Genomic DNA, 19,059 nt, shown 5'->3' on the forward strand with positions numbered 1-19,059 from the left:
TGCGATTTCCGGATAGACATCTTGCCGGTCGGCCCTTGGCATTGGTCACGAAGGTGGCTTACATGCCGCCGGCCTGTCGCAACTCATCAGCATCCGGGAGCATAGTGGAATGGCGCGTCCGATTACCTCGATCGCCGATCTTCGAGCCATCGCCAAGCGCCGGGTGCCGCGCATGTTCTACGACTATTGCGATTCCGGTTCCTGGACCGAGAGCACCTATCGCGAGAACGAAAGCGACTTCGTGCCGATCAAGCTGCGCCAGCGCGTCGCCGTCGACCTGCGCAACCGCACGCTCGAGACCACGATGGCCGGCGAGAAGGTGTCGATGCCGGTGGCGATCGCACCAACCGGGCTCACCGGCATGCAGCATGCCGACGGGGAGATCCATGGCGCGCGTGCCGCCGAGAAGGCAGGCATTCCGTTCACGCTGTCGACGATGAGCATCTGCTCGATCGAGGACATCGCCGAAAACACCAGCAAGCCATTCTGGTTCCAGCTCTATGTCATGAAGGACCGCGATTTCGTATCGCGGCTGATCCAGCGCGCCAAGGCGGCGAAATGCTCGGCACTGGTGCTGACGCTCGACCTGCAGATTCTCGGCCAGCGCCACAAGGACGTCGTCAACGGCCTGTCGACGCCGCCGCGCATGACGATCCCTAACATCATCAACCTGGCGACCAAGCCGCGCTGGTGCCTCAACATGCTGCGCACCAACCGGCGCACCTTCCGCAACATCGCCGGCCACGCCAAGGGCGTCACCGACCTGCGCTCGCTGTCGTCATGGACAGCCGAACAGTTCGACCCGGCGCTGAGCTGGGACGACGTCAAGTGGATCAAGGATCAGTGGGGCGGCAAGCTGATCCTCAAGGGCATTCTCGATCCAGAGGATGCGGAGAAGGCAGCGGCAAGCGGCGCGGACGCGCTGATCGTCTCCAACCATGGCGGCCGCCAGCTCGACGGTGCTGTCTCTTCGATCTCGGCGCTGCCGGCGATTGTCGATGCCGTCGGCGACCGCATCGAAGTGCTGATGGATGGCGGTATCCGCTCCGGCCAGGACGTGCTCAAGGCCGTGGCGCTCGGCGCCAAGGGTGTGTTCATCGGCCGCTCGTTCCTCTACGGCCTCGGCGCCGGCGGGGAGGCGGGGGTGACCGCTTGCCTCGACATCATCCGCAAGGAGCTCGACATCACCATGGCCTTCTGCGGCCTGCGTGACATCAACGACGTCGACAGCCGCATCATCGCGCGGCGCTGAACCGTCGCCAAGCCGCCATTGGAGCTTGCAAACGCGTCGCTCAAGCCCAGGGCTTGAGCGTGGCCGTCAATTCAAATATGGGTCATGGTCGAGTAGCCCGAAGCCATCTCACGCATATCTGGAAAATCCAAACCGGCGCCGTTCTCTGGGGATGGCCGGCAGGGTCATTTGAGTGGGCTATTCGGAAAAGAGCCTGAGCCTCTACATCGCGCATCGTATCGAGCTCGTCGACTACGCGACGGCGATCGTCGGCGATCGCGCGCGCGGCGAAGACGTCGTGCAGGAGGCGTTTCTGCGCCTCGATGCGGCTGCCGCCGGGCGCACATTGGACGAGCCGGTCGGCTATCTCCGCCGCATCATCCGCAACCTTGCGATCGACTGGATACGCCGCCGCTCCCTCGAGGGCAGGCATGTCACTGATACCAGGGATGTCGAGGGTGTCGCGGAAGACTGCCCGTCGCAGGAGGATGTTCTCGCCCATCGCGACGAGTTGCGCATCGTCCTGGATGCGATGGCCGAACTGCCGGAGCGCACCCGCATCGCCCTTGAAATGCACAGGTTCGACGGGTTCAAGCTGAAGGACATTGCCGCGCATCTCGGTATCTCGGTCGGGCTTGCCCATGCCCTTGTCTTCCAGGGGCTCGATCATTGCCGGAGGCGGTTGTTCGATGGTTCGTGATCATTGCTGTCAGTCTGTGAAAAATGCATCTCGTCAAACGTCTTGTTACAGGGAGCCTGGTTTGAACTCTCATGACATCGACGTTGGCAGCTTCCTTGGGAGACAGTCTGATTAAACCGGGAGCCGACAAAGCGAAGCCGACCGAAGAGGCGCTGCACTGGCTGATCGCGCTTGAAGACAAGCCCGATGACGCAGACGTGGCGGCGGCGTTCGAGGCGTGGCTTGCGCGCAGCGATGACAATGTGAAGGCATGGAGCGAGGCGCGCCATGTCTGGAACGTGCTGGGCGAGGCGCATGAAGCCCACACCAGCCGTCGCGGCTCAGTCCAGCCAATCGTATCGGCACCCCGGCGAGCTCGTCGAAGCTGGGGCACCGGCTACATCACCACGTCGGTAATTGGTGCGGCCGCGATTTGCGTGGCTGTGCTGTTTCAGCCCGACATCAACATCTGGCTTCGCGCTGATTACACCACCGGCGTCGCCCAGACCCGCGAGATCCGGCTCGACGACGGCAGCGTCGCCTATCTTGGTGCCGACAGCGCTATCGATGTCGCGTTCGATCAGGCGTCGCGCAGTGTCCGGCTGCTTTCGGGAGAGGCCTATTTCGAGGTTGAGCCGGATGCTGGCCGGCCGTTTCGGGTCGACGCAGGCGACGTCGATACCACGGTTCTGGGCACCGCGTTCGATGTACGGATGATGGCCGAAGGTACCTCGGTCGCGGTCAATCAAGGACGTGTTGCCGTTGCCTCTTCCAATGCCGCCGAAGAGTTGGGTGGGCCGCTCGAAGCGGGCGATTGGGTTCATGTCAGCCGCGCCGGCAAGGTCGAGCGTGGCAAGGACGCACCTGATCTTGCGGGCGGGTGGCGAAGCGGGATGCTTGTCGTCAAGGACCGCTCCGTCGGTGAAGTGGTGGACGCGATCGGCAGATATTACCCGGGCAAGATCGTGCTGGCGGATTCTGCGATTGCCGGTCAGCGGATTACCGGTGTTTACAACCTCAACGAACCGATCGGCGCACTGACTGCGGTGGCCGCGGCACATGGCGCTCAAGTGCGCCAGATAAGCCCATGGCTGGCGGTCGTATCGAGCTGGTAGGCCTTGCCTGAAGCTTTTTTCATAAACATGAGTGCTTTTGTCTGAAAATCCGTGGGGCTGCTTCGTCCTTGTGGTGAGAGGGGAGTTCGACCGTCGGTCGGGCCCTCACGCTTGGGACAAAGGGTGCGGCATGCGCAAGGCGACGGGTGGCAGGTTTGGCGGGGCATTTGTTGCCGCGTTGATGGTGGGAACAGCATTGGCGGGCATCGGCATGACCCGTGCTGCCCTGGCGCAAGAGGCCGGCACGGCCCAGCAAAAGACCTTTGAGATAAAGGCGCAGTCGCTTGCCGGCGCGCTGACGCAGTTCGGCCAGCAGTCCGGCATGCAGGTTTCTGTCGATGCGGCCGCGGTTCGCGGACTGTCATCACCTGGCGTTTCTGGGGCTCTGACAATCACCGAGGCCGCCGCGCGGCTGCTTGCCGGCAGCGGGCTTTCGTATCGGGTTGACGGGCAAACCATGGTCATCTCCGATCGTGTCTCCAGTGCTCACGCGATACCGCCTGCTGATGGGGCGCTGGTGCTTGATGTCATCAGCGTGACGGGCGGTGGCAGTGCCGCCGAAAGGCCGTTCGAAACACCTGGTTCGACGAGCCACATTTCAGCAGAGCAGATTTCGCGGACGCCACCGACCTCGGTTGGCGACATGTTCCGCTCGACGCCAGGTGTTATGGCAGCAGGCAACCGGTGTCGGTGCGTCGGTCGACGTCAACATCCGTGGTCTGCAGGGGCAGAACCGCGTCAACGTCATGGTCGATGGCACGCGCCAGACCAACAATTCCTATCGCGGCTACCGCGGCAGCCGCAACGAGACCTATGTCGACCCCGACTTCATCGGTGGCATCGATGTTTCCAAGGGCCCGTCCGGCGGTGCCGGTGGCGTCGGCGCCATGGGCGGCGTGGTCAACATGCGCACGATCACCGCGCGCGACATCGTCACCGATGGCCAGGTGTATGGCGCACGCATCAAGACGAGCCTGGGCAGCAATACCATGAGCCCGCTTGATGCGGGTTCGACCAGGCTGCGTGGCGACGGACCGGATTTCTTCAATGGCGACGCCTGGTCGGGCAGCGTTGCGGCCGGCGTTATCAAGGACAATTACGAGTTCGTGGCTGCCTTCTCGAAGCGCAAGGCCGGCAATTATCTTGCCGGCACCAAGGGCAAGGCAAGCTATCTCAACGACAGCATGGCATTCAGGCCGCCGTTCGAGATGCCGCTGTCACCGTTCCGCCCGGGCACGGAGGTGGCCAACACCTCACAGGACGTCACCTCGTTCTTGACCAAGGGCAAGCTGAGCTGGGGCGACGGTCACTCCCTGACGCTGGGCTACATCTACTACCAGAACGACTACGGCGAAAACCTGGAGACCGATATTGATTATCTTTACTGGGTGCCGACCCAGAACAAGCTTAGCACTACCAAGACCAACACCTTCACCTCGACCTACAAGTACAGCCTCGAAGACGGCGGCTACATCGATTTCACCTCGAACCTCTGGTTCTCCGACGTGCGCTCGCAAAGTGGCGTTGCCGGCAAGCTGACCTGGAATCCGCTTTCCGATGGCAAGAACACAGCGACCACCTATGGCGGTGATGCGTCCAACGTCTCGATCATCGATTCGGCGATTGGCCAGTTCACCGTCAAGAACGGCGTCGAGTTCGTGCACGAACAGGCGCGTGAAAAGCAGTTGTTCTGGAACCCGGGCGACCCGGAAAATCCAATGCCGGTTGGCAACAACCCGAATGGCAACCGCTTGATGCTGAGTGGCTTCAACGAAACCAAACTCGAGGTCAATGACTGGCTGACCTTCGCCGGTGGCCTGCGCTACGACTATTACGAGGCGACCGGCAAAGGCATCGCCATCAGCCGCTACCCTGACAAGGAGGGCGCGCGCCTCAACCCGCAGGCAAGCGTTACCGTGACGCCGTTCGATGGCCTGCAATTGTTCGGCTCCTATGTCGAGGGTTGGCGCCCGCCCAGCCTGCGCGAAACCTCCTCGCCATTGCCCGGCGTCATCCCCAATCCTGACTTGCGGCCGGAAGTGTCGAAGAACGTCGAGTTCGGCATCAATGTCATGCGCGACGACGTGCTGACGTCAGGCGATAGCCTGCGCCTCAAGGCGGTGTGGTTCGACAACAATTACGACGACTACATCCTCCGCGGCCGGACACGCTCGGGCTCGTATACCTGGTCTAACATCGAACAGGCCGAGTTCCAGGGTTATGAGCTGTCGGTCAGCTACGATGCCGGCGTCGCCTATGTCGAAGGGGCGCTCACCAGTTATGCCGACATCAATTTCTGCAATCGTGGCGTCTGCAACGGCTCTGTCGGCGCTGACGACTATGGCGTCGTGACCATTCCACCAAAATATTCGGGCACCGTCACCGCGGGCGTGCGTCTGTTCGAGGAACGGCTGTCGCTTGGTGGGCGGGTCTATTTCTTTGGAGAACGTTTTGGCCGCTCGTCGATCGGCAAGGGTGGCATCAATGCGGCGACCTACTGGCCGGCGGCTGCGATTGTCGACCTGTTCGGCAGCTACAAGATCAATGACACCGCAACCCTCGATTTCAGCGCGGAAAACATCACCGACCGCTATTACCTCGATCCGATTGCAACAAGTGCGGTGCCGGCTCCCGGCAGAACCTTCCGAGCCAGCCTGACGGCCAAGTTCTGATTTGATCAAGCAGCCTTTTGACTGCCCGTTTGCAGAGAGAATATCATGACCGCCATCGAACTCGAAAAGCCTGTCGAGGCCAGCCGCGCCAAACGCCTGAAGGCGCGCACCAATACCACCCATGAACGGCTCGATGCGTCGATCATGGCCGGGCGGCCGTTCGAGGACCGGCAGCGATACGGGCTTTTCCTCCAGGTGCAATACAGCTTTCATCGCGACATCGATGCGCTGTATGCGAGCCCTGTCCTGGACGGCATGTTGCCCGATCTCGACGGCCGGCGGCGTCTGGGGCTGATTGCGCGAGATATCGCCGATCTCGGACTGCAACTGCCGGTGAACGCATCAGCGCCCGCCCTTGAAACCGATGCCGATACTCCGACCGCACTTGGCTGGCTTTATGTCGCGGAAGGCTCGAACCTCGGTGCCGCCTTTCTTTTGAAGGAGGCGGCAAAGCTGGGGCTTTCCGAAACCTTCGGCGCGCGGCATCTTGCGGCGGCACCAGAAGGGCGCGGCCTGCACTGGCGTACGTTCACGGCAGCGCTCGATGCGCTGCAACTGAGCGATGACGAGGAAGATCGTGCCGTTGCCGGGGCGGAGGCCGCATTCCGCCGCGTGTACGGGCTGGTCAAGGAGGTTTTCGGATGACCACAGGCTTCAAGGACATGCTTGGCTGAATGAAGCCTTTGCTTCACCGTGGCGCCGGCAAGGCGGCATTCAAGGCGAAACGCGTCGGGCTCATCGTGCTCGGCACCCTGATGCTTGTCCTTGATAACGCCGGCGCATTCCTGCCTGTCATGCCAACGACGATCTTCCTGATCCTGGCGGCTTGGTGTTTCGGGCGTTCGTCGCCGCGCATCGAGGCCTGGATGCTCAATCATGCCAGCTTCGGTCCGACCTTGCGGGCCTGGCGGCAATATGGTGCCGTGCCGCGCAAGGCGAAGATCCTGGCCTGCCTGGGCATGGCTTCGGGCTATGGCCTGTTTTTCGTTGGCGCAAAGCCCGAGCCATCGCTGGCTGTCGTGGTCGCCGCATTTGTCGCGGTGGCGGCCATCTATGTCACCACGCGACCGGAACGGAATGATGCCGCCGGCGATGCCGAAGCCCCCGATGAGGCGCGCCCGACGGCCAGGCAGAACGAAGATGTTTGAGTGCCTGTTGGTGGAACAGCTCGCCCGCACTGATTTTGCGTATCAGCATGGTCGGGGTCAGGTGGCTGAAGTAGTCGCGACAGACATCGTCGACCGGCACGATCGCCTTTCCGCTGTATTGAGCCATCAGGAGAAATACAGTGTTCATGGCCATAGCAACCTCACGATATGCCAGATGAGCACCGCTCCGAGGCTGACAATCATACCGCCGATCAGGATCGTCTCGCAGAGCCCGAACATAGGCTGCGCCGCGAAAGGCTGCGGAGCATCCTCGACATAGTCCCGCGGTGGAGCGTCGGCGATCATTCGGGCATCGCGGCGCGACAGCATCTCGCGCGACGCTGGTTCGAGAGCCTGCATTCGCCGCAGGCGGGCGATGGCATCGCGGGCACCCATGGTGTTCAGCCCGCGCGGGCCGCCGCCCTGATCATTCTCCCGACGCCGGGATCATGCTATGCTGGCGCCACTGAACCTCCCAGGAGCCCCGCTGCCGAAAGGTGGCGGGGCCTTTTTGCGTGTGTGCAAACAAAAACCCCGGCGCAAGGCCGGGGTTTGCAACTGGGATGCCTGCTGCTCAGAACTTGTATGCCAGACCGACCCGGACATCGTTCGTCTTGAAGCCAAAGCGGCCTGTGAGTCCCGCGTTGGTGAAGTCCAAATCACCATAGTCCGTGTATCTATACTCAGCCCGTGCCAGAAGGTTGTCGGTGAAGGCATATTCAACACCCACACCAACCGTCCATCCGACGAGGGTGTCGCTGAATTCCTGAATTGGCGTCCCACCGGCGACAATCGTTGCGTCCGCTCCGGCAAATGCCACGCCACCGGCGATGTAAGGTAAGAACCGATCCACGGCATATCCGAGCTTGGCACGCACCGCGCCAGTCCAGTTCAGCTCATAGTCGACCCCACCACCTGGAACTGGAAAGCCTAAGACGACTGCTTGGCCAAGGCCATCAATGCCAGACCATGCAATATCGGCGTCAACGCCTACCACGATATTGTTGGCCAGTTGGTGATTGTATCCGGCATAGACACCACCCAACCACCCATCGATATCCGCAGGTGCAACAGCCACGCCGCCATCAGACGACAAGTTGCCATCGCCCCAGCCATAACCCGCCTGAAGACCGATGTAACCGCCAGTCCAGACGAACCCTGCCGGCAAGATTTCAGGGGATGGCTCAAGCGCGACCGCATCGGCCGCCGAAGCGATGCCGGACAGGCCGAGCAAGAACACGTTCGTTAGAAACAACTTATTCACAGCAGTTCTCCGAAATTGAATCCCCAGCAGCAAGTAACATGTGGCCGAGAAGTTCATACGGACTCTTGTCCAGCCTCTTAGAATTCGCAAAGTAGAGTTGCCAAAATGCAACAGCTTTTTGAGTCTGCGGGGCTTTGCAACCATGCGCAAGGGAAAGCGTTGGTAGTGCCGGGGGCGCAACTAAGGAGAACGATCGTGAGGAAACTCATTATTGCACTCGGTGCCGCTGCTCTCATGAGCGGTGCAGCCTGGGCCGCTTCCGTCGACGGCGTGGTCAAGGAATACATCAAGGAGACGAAAGTGATCACGCTGGAGGACGGCAAGAGCTTCACTGTGCCCCCAGATGTGGCGATTCCCCCGGAAGTTGCTATTGGCGCAAAGGTCTCGATTTCAACCGCCGATGACGATGCTACCAAGGTGACTGGGGTAACGCTCTCGCCGTAAGAATTTCTAGCATACGCCCCCGAAGGCAACAGCTGGCGGGGGCTTCTTTTTGTTTCTGCGGGATGACCCCTAATTGTCGCCAAGGGCGTCCAACATCATCGACATGAGCTTGTCGCGCGCCCTCATCTGCAGTGAGTTCCTGTGGCTCGGGAGCCAGAAACTGCGGTCGCGGGGTTTTTCTGAGTTTGGCATGAACAAAAAGCCCGGCGCGATGACCCGGGCTCCTTGTCTTTGTCCGGAAGGATCAGAACTTGTAGTTTATGCCGAACCGGAGAGCATCGAAATCTGCATCCGTAGTGAATTCCGCAGGACCGGTGCGATCCGTCCATCCTAGGTCAATGTGCATATACTCCAACTTGGCAGTCCAGTTCTGAGTGAACGCATATTCGACGCCAGCACCAGCGGCCCATCCGACGTTGGTATGCTCGTTGTCCCACACTGGGCCGGCGCCTTCGAGTTCACCATGCACCCGTCCGACTGCCAAGCCGCCAGTACCGAACACGAGCAGCCGGTCGATTGCGTACCCCAGCCTGACGCGGGCAGTGCCGTACCACTCAATCTCTGTTGAACACGCGTCGTCGCAACCCCAGCTGCCACCTATATCCGCCTCACGTCCGTCTATACCCGACCACGAAAAGTCGGCCTCAACACCCGCAACCCAGTTTGGGTGGAACTGATAGTTGTAGCCAATTGTCACGCCAGCGGTGAGGCCACCAATGTCCATCGGCTGACTTGGGCGATACGCATCGTCATCAAATCGTGTATCGCCCCAGCCGTATCCTGCCTGCAGGCCGACATAGCCACCGCTCCAGACAAAGCCGGCCGGTGCAATCTCGCTTGCGGCCACATCGGCGGCGAGCGCCTGACCCGAGCCCCAAATGATGAGCGCTGCCGCCACAACCATCGTTTTCATCTATGCTGTGCTCCCCAATATCCCCGCGCATCCAGGCGGTGCTTTCGAGCCCCCGTGTTGCATTGTCCAACGCTCCTGTCTTGGGCTGGAGAGCACTCGAATTGTCGCGGATTGCGCTCGGGGATTTTTTTCGATTCGCCTTCAGCTGCATTCCAAGCCGCAGGCCTGCTGTTTCCCGCCGGTTGCGGCAGGTCTCCCTGAGTCTAGTAAGGTGACGCGTCCGGAACCCGCTAGGATTGTCTCCCCGCCCTTTAGGAATCGCTTAACTACGACTTGCCCCGATCATGGCGACAGGGACAATGCACGTTGACGTATATTAGCGACTCTCTATTCCTCTCTTGGCGGTACTTGCCCGTCCCTCAATCGGTGCCTTTCAAAAGGGAAACCCGAATGCGTTCAAAGTCACTCCTCCACGTTAGCCTGCTCATGCTGCGCGCCTCGGCCGCGCTGGCACTGACAATTACGCCCTTTCATCTGTCGTTCGATGGGGGCCTGCCCAAGCTAGCTGCCACAGTTGCAATGGCCGACGATGACGGCGGCTCAGAAGCGAATGATGGCGATAGCGACGACGGCGACAGCAATGATGGCGACACCAACGACCACGACGACGGTGATGCCAATAACAGCGATGACGGTGACAGCGACGACGATAGCGCCGAGGTCGATCAAAATGACGACAGCACCGTCGCCTCGGCAATCGTGAAGCTATTCAAATAGCCTGGAAGTCGCCAACGCGATGCAAGAAGTCATTCCATGTCGGGCACTTCACCAGCCTGGTAGAGGACCGTCGGCTCGCCGTACTCGCCAATGGCGGGGTTGGCCTCTCGCGACCATGCGATAACACCAGCATGCTCGCTCTCGATCGTCTTGGCTAAGCGCCTGGCTGCATCCTCGCTCTGCATCTGGCGAGGATCGAACGCAGGTTTCAGGTCGCCTTCGTCGTCGCGGTTGAACGCGGCGACGACGATCAGCTTCGGCATCTTCGGCTGTGGGAGGATGTTACCGGTGCTCGACATCGAGGGATCTCCTAGATCAACGACGCCTGGGGTTGAGTTGAAACGAGCTGGCTCGGTGGGAGGTCTACGGTCGTCAGCATATCGTCAGGCAGCGGACGCTGCAGCTTGCTCGCCTCTGACCAGGGCGCGGTGAGCCATGTTTCAATCTCGGCTTGCGTCGTCAGGATGACGGGCATTGCCTTTTCGTGGATCGGGGCGACGACAACGTTCGGGCTGGTTGTCAGGAACGCATAGACTTCCCAGTCGAGCACGCCGTCACGAATGGTCCAGGCACCGCGCCAAGGCGTCCACAAACCCGCGAAAACGGCAAGCGGCTGGCTTTCGTTGAGCGCAAACCAGAAATTGCGATGCCGGCCGGTGAGGGGGTCCTTGTCGCCTTCGACCGGGCTCGGCTCGGCGAAGCTAGTGAACGGCACCACGCAACGGTTTTCGACACCGAGATAGGGTGCCCAGTGCTTGCTGTCGGTCCGTCGAATGTTGGTGACGCCCTGGTCGGGCTCCTTTTCCAGCAGAGCCTTGAAGTCGACCGTCTGGCCTTTCGCCTCGAGCTTTGCCGCCCGGGCCTTGGTCGCCTGGAACTGCACGTTTGAAGCCGTGGGCATGCCCCAGTTGAGCATGGCCATCTGGCGTCGGCCTTCGAAGTTGCGCACCACAGGCCCGTTGCGACCGGGATAGACGTCGATCGATGGTTCAAGGTTGCCTGCGATGTCGTCGAGCGCCTTGGTCAGCGCGCGCAGTTCATCTTGCGAGGATGACAGCGAGATCGAGGCGATCGTGCTGGCTGCGATCCCGCTGCGCCAAGCCATGCTGAAGTGCTTCATCACCTTGAAGCCGTTCAACGAGACCTATTCGCTCTTGGATGAGCATGTTTCGAGGCTAGATGCGGTGCTGCAGAAGATCACCGGCAAAACCATCGAATACCGCGGGCGCGATCTTGGGTTGCTGCCTCGTCGTGATGTTTGACGTCGTGCCGGTTGCAACTTTAGTTGTTATGGTCCCACGGCTTCGCCGCCCGCTATCGGCGTGCGACCGGGAACATGGCAGAAAGACTACGAGAGGTTCAAGAACTCAAGTGTTCCCGTCAGCCGCAAATGCCCGCTGCGAGCGGCGACGACGCGGTAGTGTTCCCTTCCTGGTGATCTCCAAGTCCGCTATCGGCTGGGCCGCATGCGCGACCCATGACCATGCCGCATACTTGTCGCCGACCTGGCGAAGGTGGGTATAGCGCTTCAGGCTTTGCCATGACCGATGGCCGCTGACAGCTGCAACATGCGGAATGCTCTGCCCCATCTCAAACAGCCGCGATATGCCCTCGTGCCGAAGGTCATGAAAGCGAAGGTTCATCGCGGCGGGGCCGTCGCTCGAGCTGAAGCCAAGCAGCTGGCACGCGCGTGTGAAGGCCGCTCCGATGGCATCGGTGGTGTAGGGGAATATCTCATCGGCTAGCCGCGGCATCGAAAGCGCAACGTCAAGGCCCTCTTGTGGCAGGTCGCACCAGACGTCGTTGCCAGTCTTCTCCCCGGGGTTTTTCATGTCGCGCACGAGGATGCGTTTGCCAGGGATGTCGAGATCGTCCCATCTGATCCTGACGATCTGTTCCTGCCGCCGGGTGGAGAAGAGTGCAAAGATGACGATCTTCTGCATCGGTATGGCAGTGCTGCGGCGCGCCTGGCGATCGCCAAAATGAGCCATCAACGCTTCGAGCTGCTCGATGGTCGGGCGCTGGTCGCGTTCGCGCGACTTGCGCACTGTGCCCAGCTTCTTGAGCACTATCCACGCATCGGCCATGCCCTGCGGAACTAGCGGATATTTCCATGCAGGCCGTGCGATTGAGAAGATCGCGCCCAGATGAGACAGGTAGTTGCCTACCGTCTGCGGCTCGACACCCGTCGCAAGCTTCTCCTGGGCAAACTCGACGATTTCGGCCCTGCCAATCTGGGAGCAATGCATTTTGGCGATGGGAAATTCCTTGATCGCTCTCAGCACCTGGGCCTTGGTCTTGCCGATTTCCTTTTCGGACTCTTCGATGTAGCGATCGATGACCTTGTCCAAGGTGGGGTCGCCGGCCTTGATCTGCTCAAGGGCACCCGGCTTGGCCAGTTCCGTTTCGCGCTTTTCCAGCCACGCCGCTGCCGCTTGGCGCCGGTCGAATGTCCTGTTGTCCCGGTGAACAATCTTGCCATCGCGCTTGATGACGATCTGCGCTAGATAGGCGGACGTCCCGTCCTTGCGCTTGCGTTCGTTGATCGTCCCCATGCGCCGGCCCCTGCGGTACAACTTGGGTGGCAGAGGTACAACAATGTTGTACCGGGGCAACGGAATGCTACCAAACCTCCGGAAATCCGCCGGAAATGTGCACAACATGACAGCGTCCAGAATGACCGAATACGAGAAAAAAAGTAACGATTACAATAGATTTAAGGTCTCTGTCGCGCCAATGATGGATTGGACGGATCGGCACTGCCGGTTCTTCCACCGCCAGATGACGCGCAAGGCGCTGCTCTATACCGAGATGGTGGTTGCCGATGCTGTCATCCATGGCGCTCGTGAACGGCTGCTCGGTTTCGACGTTTCCGAGCATCCGGTGGCGCTGCAGCTCGGCGGGTCGGATCCGGTCAAGCTTGCCGAGGCGGCACGCATCGGCGAGGCGTTCGGCTATGACGAGATCAACCTCAATGTCGGCTGTCCCTCGGACCGCGTGCAGTCGGGGACCTTTGGCGCTTGCCTGATGAAGACGCCCGATCTCGTCGCCGAAGGCGTCGCGGCGATGAAAGGTGCGGTCCAGATTCCCGTCACGGTGAAGTGCCGCATCGGCGTCGATGACCAGGATCCCGAGCCGGCACTCGACACATTGGCCGATGGCGTGTTCGCAGCCGGCGCCGATGCGCTGTGGGTGCATGCGCGCAAGGCCTGGCTCGCAGGGCTGAGCCCCAAGGAAAACCGCGACATCCCGCCGCTCGACTACGGCCGCGTCTATCGCCTGAAGGCCCGGATGCCCGAACGGTTTATCGGCATCAACGGTGGCATCCTGACGCTCGAGGAAACGCGTGCGCATCTCCAGCATGTCGACGGTGTGATGCTCGGACGCGCCGCCTACCACACGCCTGGCGTTCTCAGCGGCGTCGATGCGATGTTGCAGGACCTACCGGCGCAAGATTTTGATTTCGCCGCGCTGATCGAGGTCATGGCCGACTATGCCGGCAGGCATATCGCCGCCGGTGGCCGCCTCGGCCATGTCAGCCGCCACATGGTCGGGCTTTTCCACGGACTTGCCGGCGCCAGGCGCTTCCGCCAGATATTGTCGACCGATGCCAACAAGCCTGGTGCCGGGCCGCAGGTGCTGCGTGACGCATTCGCTGCTGTCGACCTGAGCAGCCGCAGCGAAGCGGCGTAGAGTCGCCGGAAGGCTCGCTGCACTGGTCGTCGGCCCCTCATTTTCCGCGGACACGTCGCATTACAGCTGCCGTCGAACCCGGTTTCCAGGTCACTGAAACTGATGCCGAAAGCATGCTCATCAAGACCGCTGTTCGGCTGCCTTTCCACTGATGCATCGGCTCTCATGGGGGCGTGGCGGGCTGGCCTCGCCACCTGGTTTATGTGATCATTTGACGGGGAGCATTTCGAGGAGGCGACTTCATGTGCCGATTGCTGGGGCGGGCCATCGCGCATGAGGACGGCGTTTGATGGAAACGCCGCAACTGCCAGCCTTGCGATCCTATCATTCGTGGATCGCCAACGAGACGCTGGAAGATTACTCGCTGCGCTATGCGGCGCGGTCGTTTCGCCGCTGGTCGCCCTTCGTGATTGCCAACACCGCGCTCGGTGGCATCTCGTTTCTGGCTCTGGAGGCCATCGGCGGCGCGATCACGCTCAGCTACGGCTTCGCCAACGCTTTTCCGGCGATCCTCGTGACATGTCTGTTCATTTTCCTGACAAGCCTGCCGATCGCCTACTATTCCAGCCGCCACAACATCGACATGGACCTTTTGACGCGAGGTGCCGGCTTTGGCTATGTCGGCTCCACCATCACCTCGCTGATCTACGCCACCTTCACGTTCATCTTCTTCGCCCTTGAAGGGGTGATCATGGCGCAAGCGCTCAATCTGTTCGCAGATGTGCCGCTGGTGCTTGGCTATGTCATCTCGTCGATTGTCATCATCCCCATCACCTTCATGGGGGTGACGCTGATCAGCAAGCTGCAACTGCTGACCCAGCCGATCTGGATCGCCATGCATCTGGCACCGTTCGCCTACATCCTGTTTGCCCATCCCGACACGCTCGACGAGTGGGCGGCGTTTGTCGGCAGCGACATCGGCGGCGAGGGGTTCAACTTCCTCGCTTTCGGCTCGGCCATTGGCGTCTTGTGCGCGCTGTCCATCCAGATCGGCGAACAGGTCGACTATCTGCGCTTTCTGCCCGACAAGACGCGTGACAACCGCTTTCGCTGGTGGGCGGCGGTGATTGCCGCCGGCCCGGGCTGGATCGTCGTCGGGGGCTTCAAGATCCTCTGCGGCAGCCTCTTGGCCGTGCTGGCGATCCAGGCCGGCCTGTCGCGCTCGACAGCCCTCGAACCCATCCACATGTACATCATCGCCTACGAGTATGTCAGCGCCGACCCGCGTGTCGTGCTCGCCCTCGCGGCAATCTTCGTGCTGATTTCGCAGGTCAAAATCAATGTCACCAACGCCTATGCCGGGTCGCTGGCGTGGTCCAATTTCTTCTCGCGCGTCACCCACTATCACCCGGGGCGGGTGGTCTGGCTGGTGTTCAATATCCTGATCTCGCTGCTGTTGATGCTGCTCGGTATCTTCCAGACACTCGAGCTGGTGCTGGCGGTCTATTCGATCATCGCCGCTGCCTGGATCGGCTCGATCTTTGCCGACCTGGCCATCTTGAAACCGCTGCGGGTCAGCCCTGCATTCCCCGAGTTCAAGCGCGCCTATCTCTACAATTTCAATCCCGTCGGCTGCGGTTCGATGGCGTTGGCGTCTTTCGTTGCCTTGCTGTGCTTTTCCGGCATTTTCGGTGTCATGGCCCAAGCCTATTCCGCGCCGATCGCCTTTGTCACTGCGCTTGCCAGTGCCGTGGCAATCGGTGTCGCGACCAAGGGCCGTTACTATCTGGCCCGCCAGCCGGTCGATCTGCCGGCCACCGTCCCGGACGCCAATCTGTGCGCCATCTGCGGCGTCACTTACGAGCGCTCGGACATGGTGCATTGTACCTTCTACGAACAGCCGATCTGCTCGTTGTGCTGCAGCCTGGATTCGCATTGCCACGACGTATGCAAGTCGCCGGTCGGGGTGCTGGAGACTTCACGTTCGCGGTATTTTGGCCGAGCGTTGCCGCACATACGCGACAAGATCGCACCTCACATGGGCCAGCGCCTGCTCAAGGTGGCGGGCGTGCTGTTTACCCTGGCGGTGATATCAGGCGGTGTGTTTCTGCTCACCTACCGATTGATCGAACCAGGGTCGGAACAACCCCATCTGGCCAGCGGGCCGCTGCTGCTGCGCGTTTTCCTGGCGTTGTTGCCGCTTCTCGGCATCGGCGCCTGGTGGATCGTGCTGTCGCAGGAGAGCCGCGAGCTCGCCGAGCGCGATCTCGTCGCCTCGCTGGAAAAGCTGCGCCAGACCCAGCAGGATCTGGCGAGCAACGAACGCCTGGCCGCCATCGGCCAGATCACCGCAACCGTCAGTCACGAGCTGCGCAATCCGCTGGGCACGCTGGTGACATCGGCCGACGTGTTGCGGCGCTCGTTGAAGAACGCCGAAGAACCTGTGCATGGCGAGCTGCAGCGCCTGCAGCGGAACGCCTGGCGCTGCGTGCGCATCATCGAGGACCTGCTCGATTTTTCGCGCAAGCACGCCTTGGTGGTCACGCCGATCGCCATCGACCGCTGGGTGGCGCAACATGTCGCCGAGCAGGATGCCGCGCGGCCTATTCAGCTCGAACTTGCGGCCGGATGCAAGATTTCCGCTGACGGAGAACGGTTGCGGCAGGCGTTCTCCAATGTGCTGGCGAACGCGCTTCAGGCCTGCGAGGGGCACACGGCGGATGACACGGCAATTGTCGTTTCCACGCGCTGCGAGGACGGCAATGCCATCATCTGCGTCGCCGACAATGGTGCCGGCATGTCGCGCGAGACTGCGGCCAGGGTGTTCGAACCGCTGTTCAGCACCAAGGCGTTTGGCGTTGGGCTGGGTATGCCGCTCGTCAAGCGCATCGTCGAACAGCATGGCGGCTCGGTGCTGATCGATAGCGAGCAAGGCCAAGGCACGCGTGTTTCAATCGTGTTGCCACGGGCCGGCGCAGGATCGTCATGACCGACCAGACCGACTTGCAGATCGACTTCATCGGCGACGATGTCATCCCGCACGGCACTGAGCTGGCTGAGAAGAAGCGCGTCCTCATCGTCGATGACGACGAGGATTTTGCCGCGAGCCTTGCAGGACTTCTCGACCTTGAAGGTTATCAGGCGATCGTCGCGCATGATCCCTTGTCGGCCCAGGCCGCATTGGCCACACACCAGCCGGCGGTTGCCCTTGTCGATGTGCGGTTGGGCGTGGGCAATGGTGTCGATCTGGTTCGGGCGTTTCGCCAGCAAAGCCCCGATCTCGTCTGCCTGATGGTTACGGCTTATGCCTCCGTCGAGACGGCGGTGGAGGCGTTGCAGGCGGGTGCCTACGACTATCTGTGCAAGCCGTTCTACAGTGCCGACCTGCTGGCGACGCTGGAGCGCTGCTTTGAGCGCACACGCCTGATGGAGGAGAAACGCCTTGTCGCCGAGCGGCTCGGGCAGATGCAGCGCATCGAGGCGATGGCGCAGCTGACCGGCGGCATCGCGCATGACTTCAACAACATTCTGGCTGTCCTGCTCGGCAATTTGCGCTGGCTTCAGGAACATGTGCAGGGCGCGCCGCAGCAGGCGCAGATGGTCGATGACGCACTGGAGGCGATCAAGGCGGGAACCGAATTGACGGCACGTCTGCTCAACTTCGGCCGTCAGGAAGGTGGCGGCACTGTCCTGGTCAGTTTGCACCAAGCGCTGCCCGATCTGATGCGCGTCTTGCGCCGTACCCTGGATGACAAGGTCAGCATTACGCTCCAGTTGGCGGACGATCTGCATGAAGTCGAGGTTCATCCTGCGCAGCTCGAAACCAGCTTGCTCAATCTTGCGTTCAACGCGCGCGATGCGATGCCGGACGGCGGTAAACTTCGGTTCGAAGCTTGCAATTTTGTCGTCAGGCCGGACGATGCCCGTGTCGCATCAGGCCTGTTGCCGGGACAGTATGTGGTGCTGTCGGTCATCGACACAGGGCATGGCATGCCGGTGGCCGTGCGCCGACGGGCACTGGAGCCGCTGTTCAGCACCAAGCCTGCCGGCAAGGGCAGCGGCCTGGGGTTGCCGATGGTTGATGGTTTCGTGCGGCAGTCAGGCGGCCGCCTCGGCATTTCCAGCAAACTCGACGAAGGCACACGGATCAATATGTATCTGCCGCGCGCGCCTCAGTCGCGGCCCTGAGCGGCAAACATGTAGCCGACGCCGCGAATGGTCTTGATGAACTGCGTATCGCGGGCATTGTCGCGCAGCTTGCGGCGTATCTTGCCGATCAGCACATCGATGCTGCGGTCATAGGGTGTCCAATTGCGGTTGGCGACGATATCCAGGATCTGCTCGCGCGACAGGATGCGTCCGCGCCGTTCGACAAGCGCCGACAGGATCTGGAATTCCTGGCTTGTCAGCCGCACGTTCTCGCCATTGGGCGACGATAGCTTGTAGCGGGTTGGATCCAGCTGCCATCCGTCGAAACATACCGCGTTGGGGCGATCCGTCGCCGCTGGTTCGGGCAGGTTGATGCGCTTGGCGAAGCGCCGCATGACCGTTCGTACCCGCGCCAGAAGCTCACGCGGCTCAAAAGGCTTGGTGATGTAGTCGTCCGCCCCCAATTCGAGACAGACAACTTTGTCGATCGTGCTGTTTTTGCCTGACAGCACGATCAGGGGCAGGTCGTATTGGGAGCGCAGGTTGCGCGCCAGGGTGACGCCGTCCTCACCAGCGGGAAAACCCAGGTCCAGAATGACCAGATCAAACGGTTCGTCGGCGAGGGCACGACGCATCGAGCGCCCGTCATGGGCACTCGCCATGACGTAACCTTCGCTTGCCAGGAATTTTTCGAGAAAGCTGCACAGCAGACGATCGTCGTCGACAATGAGAATGCGTGATCTTGGGTCGGCAACTGACATGGTTGCTACGATAATCGCAATTCGTGGGCGCGGTCGAGAAGGGAAGATGGCCATTGGCCGCAACCGGCACTGCTCGTAAGCGCGCGGGCGCCGGCTGGCAGCTGCCACCTGCCGGTGTTTCTGTCTAACAATTTGAAAGTTATATCTAAAATATCGGGGTTGTTGCGTTTGGCGGGCGCTGACACAAGCCATTTGGTTACAAAAAATTACATAGTGGGCTGGTTTCCGATGCATGGCGATTACAAGCCGCACCTAGCTTGGCCTCGCACGGCTGTGTCGGGTTGCATCGCGCTCTCGGCGCAAGGACGAGGAAGGCGCGCAAGCCACCCTCCC

At 61.1% G+C, this 19,059-nt stretch carries 19 protein-coding genes and 2 pseudogenes; 13 read left to right on the forward strand and 8 right to left on the reverse strand.

Annotated features, from left to right (window positions below; translation table 11 throughout):
• Positions 1-109: 109 nt before the first annotated feature.
• From ACHMW7_RS15675 to ACHMW7_RS15705, 7 genes and pseudogenes are all read left to right on the forward strand, one after another.
• Positions 110-1,252 carry an L-lactate dehydrogenase gene (locus tag ACHMW7_RS15675; protein ID WP_395451094.1) on the forward strand — a complete coding sequence of 381 codons (1,143 nt, stop codon included), beginning with the start codon at positions 110-112 and terminating at the stop codon, positions 1,250-1,252.
• A 172-nt stretch (positions 1,253-1,424) separates the two neighbouring features.
• Positions 1,425-1,931 carry a sigma-70 family RNA polymerase sigma factor gene (locus ACHMW7_RS15680; protein WP_395451095.1) on the forward strand — a complete coding sequence of 169 codons (507 nt, stop codon included), beginning with the start codon at positions 1,425-1,427 and terminating at the stop codon, positions 1,929-1,931.
• A gap of 71 nt (positions 1,932-2,002) precedes the next feature.
• Positions 2,003-3,025, forward strand: a complete 1,023-nt coding sequence (locus tag ACHMW7_RS15685) for a FecR family protein (RefSeq protein WP_395451096.1) — start codon at positions 2,003-2,005, stop codon at positions 3,023-3,025.
• Positions 3,026-3,347: 322 nt separating this feature from the next.
• A pseudogene (locus tag ACHMW7_RS15690) lies at positions 3,348-3,650 on the forward strand (secretin and TonB N-terminal domain-containing protein); the annotation flags it as partial.
• Positions 3,651-3,687: 37 nt separating this feature from the next.
• Positions 3,688-5,697 carry a TonB-dependent receptor domain-containing protein gene (locus ACHMW7_RS15695; protein ID WP_395451097.1) on the forward strand — a complete coding sequence of 670 codons (2,010 nt, stop codon included), beginning with the start codon at positions 3,688-3,690 and terminating at the stop codon, positions 5,695-5,697.
• A gap of 45 nt (positions 5,698-5,742) precedes the next feature.
• A complete protein-coding gene (locus ACHMW7_RS15700; protein WP_395451098.1) occupies positions 5,743-6,342 on the forward strand; it encodes a biliverdin-producing heme oxygenase in 600 nt (199 codons plus the stop codon).
• A 29-nt stretch (positions 6,343-6,371) separates the two neighbouring features.
• Entirely contained in the window at positions 6,372-6,845 is a 474-nt protein-coding gene (locus tag ACHMW7_RS15705) for a YbaN family protein (RefSeq protein ID WP_395451099.1), read from the forward strand.
• A gap of 16 nt (positions 6,846-6,861) precedes the next feature.
• Here the strand turns inward: ACHMW7_RS15705 and ACHMW7_RS15710 are convergent.
• The 3 genes and pseudogenes from ACHMW7_RS15710 to ACHMW7_RS15720 all read right to left on the reverse strand — a co-directional run.
• A pseudogene (locus tag ACHMW7_RS15710) lies at positions 6,862-6,993 on the reverse strand (pyocin activator PrtN family protein); the annotation flags it as partial.
• A complete protein-coding gene (locus ACHMW7_RS15715; RefSeq protein WP_395451100.1) occupies positions 6,990-7,241 on the reverse strand; it encodes a hypothetical protein in 252 nt (83 codons plus the stop codon). The pseudogene ACHMW7_RS15710 and the gene ACHMW7_RS15715, both read right to left, overlap by 4 nt.
• A 178-nt stretch (positions 7,242-7,419) precedes the next feature.
• On the reverse strand, positions 7,420-8,109 hold the full coding sequence (locus ACHMW7_RS15720) for an outer membrane protein (RefSeq protein ID WP_395451101.1): 690 nt from the start codon (positions 8,107-8,109) through the stop codon (positions 7,420-7,422).
• 195 nt (positions 8,110-8,304) lie between these two features.
• Here ACHMW7_RS15720 and ACHMW7_RS15725 point away from each other — a divergent pair, with 195 nt between their 5' ends.
• Entirely contained in the window at positions 8,305-8,553 is a 249-nt protein-coding gene (locus ACHMW7_RS15725) for a hypothetical protein (RefSeq protein ID WP_395451102.1), read from the forward strand.
• Positions 8,554-8,797: 244 nt separating this feature from the next.
• Here the strand turns inward: ACHMW7_RS15725 and ACHMW7_RS15730 are convergent, their stop codons facing one another.
• The gene (locus ACHMW7_RS15730) at positions 8,798-9,466 is read right to left on the reverse strand and encodes an outer membrane protein (RefSeq protein ID WP_395451103.1); all 669 of its coding nucleotides are present in this window, start codon (positions 9,464-9,466) and stop codon (positions 8,798-8,800) included.
• 390 nt (positions 9,467-9,856) lie between these two features.
• Here ACHMW7_RS15730 and ACHMW7_RS15735 point away from each other — a divergent pair, with 390 nt between their 5' ends.
• Complete coding sequence (locus tag ACHMW7_RS15735; protein ID WP_395451104.1) at positions 9,857-10,183, forward strand: hypothetical protein; 327 nt, start codon at positions 9,857-9,859, stop codon at positions 10,181-10,183.
• A gap of 29 nt (positions 10,184-10,212) precedes the next feature.
• Here the strand turns inward: ACHMW7_RS15735 and ACHMW7_RS15740 are convergent, their stop codons facing one another.
• Both ACHMW7_RS15740 and ACHMW7_RS15745 read right to left on the reverse strand, forming a co-directional pair.
• On the reverse strand, positions 10,213-10,482 hold the full coding sequence (locus tag ACHMW7_RS15740) for a hypothetical protein (protein WP_395451105.1): 270 nt from the start codon (positions 10,480-10,482) through the stop codon (positions 10,213-10,215).
• Between the two features lie 11 nt (positions 10,483-10,493).
• Positions 10,494-11,288 carry an SOS response-associated peptidase gene (locus ACHMW7_RS15745; RefSeq protein ID WP_395451106.1) on the reverse strand — a complete coding sequence of 265 codons (795 nt, stop codon included), beginning with the start codon at positions 11,286-11,288 and terminating at the stop codon, positions 10,494-10,496.
• Between ACHMW7_RS15745 and ACHMW7_RS15750 the strand changes: the two genes are divergently transcribed.
• Positions 11,257-11,445 carry a hypothetical protein gene (locus ACHMW7_RS15750; RefSeq protein ID WP_395451107.1) on the forward strand — a complete coding sequence of 63 codons (189 nt, stop codon included), beginning with the start codon at positions 11,257-11,259 and terminating at the stop codon, positions 11,443-11,445. The two genes, ACHMW7_RS15745 and ACHMW7_RS15750, sit on opposite strands and share 32 nt — an antisense overlap.
• A gap of 105 nt (positions 11,446-11,550) precedes the next feature.
• Here the strand turns inward: ACHMW7_RS15750 and ACHMW7_RS15755 are convergent, their stop codons facing one another.
• Positions 11,551-12,738: a tyrosine-type recombinase/integrase gene (locus tag ACHMW7_RS15755; RefSeq protein WP_395451108.1), complete on the reverse strand. Its 1,188-nt coding sequence runs from the start codon at positions 12,736-12,738 to the stop codon at positions 11,551-11,553.
• 121 nt (positions 12,739-12,859) lie between these two features.
• Here ACHMW7_RS15755 and dusA point away from each other — a divergent pair, with 121 nt between their 5' ends.
• From dusA to ACHMW7_RS15770, 3 genes are all read left to right on the forward strand, one after another.
• On the forward strand, positions 12,860-13,876 hold the full coding sequence (gene dusA / locus ACHMW7_RS15760) for a tRNA dihydrouridine(20/20a) synthase DusA (protein ID WP_395451340.1): 1,017 nt from the start codon (positions 12,860-12,862) through the stop codon (positions 13,874-13,876).
• Positions 13,877-14,165: 289 nt separating this feature from the next.
• A complete protein-coding gene (locus ACHMW7_RS15765) occupies positions 14,166-16,805 on the forward strand; it encodes an ATP-binding protein (protein WP_395451109.1) in 2,640 nt (879 codons plus the stop codon).
• Positions 16,802-18,004, forward strand: a complete 1,203-nt coding sequence (locus tag ACHMW7_RS15770) for a sensor histidine kinase (protein ID WP_395451110.1) — start codon at positions 16,802-16,804, stop codon at positions 18,002-18,004. The genes ACHMW7_RS15765 and ACHMW7_RS15770 overlap by 4 nt, the downstream gene beginning before the upstream one ends.
• Here ACHMW7_RS15770 and ACHMW7_RS15775 read toward each other — a convergent pair.
• On the reverse strand, positions 17,989-18,918 hold the full coding sequence (locus ACHMW7_RS15775) for a response regulator transcription factor (RefSeq protein ID WP_395451111.1): 930 nt from the start codon (positions 18,916-18,918) through the stop codon (positions 17,989-17,991). The genes ACHMW7_RS15770 and ACHMW7_RS15775 overlap by 16 nt on opposite strands.
• Between the last annotated feature and the right edge of the window lie 141 nt (positions 18,919-19,059).

Source organism: Aminobacter sp. UC22_36, from assembly GCF_044056035.1.
In the GTDB taxonomy this organism is placed as follows: Bacteria; Pseudomonadota; Alphaproteobacteria; order Rhizobiales; family Rhizobiaceae; genus Aminobacter.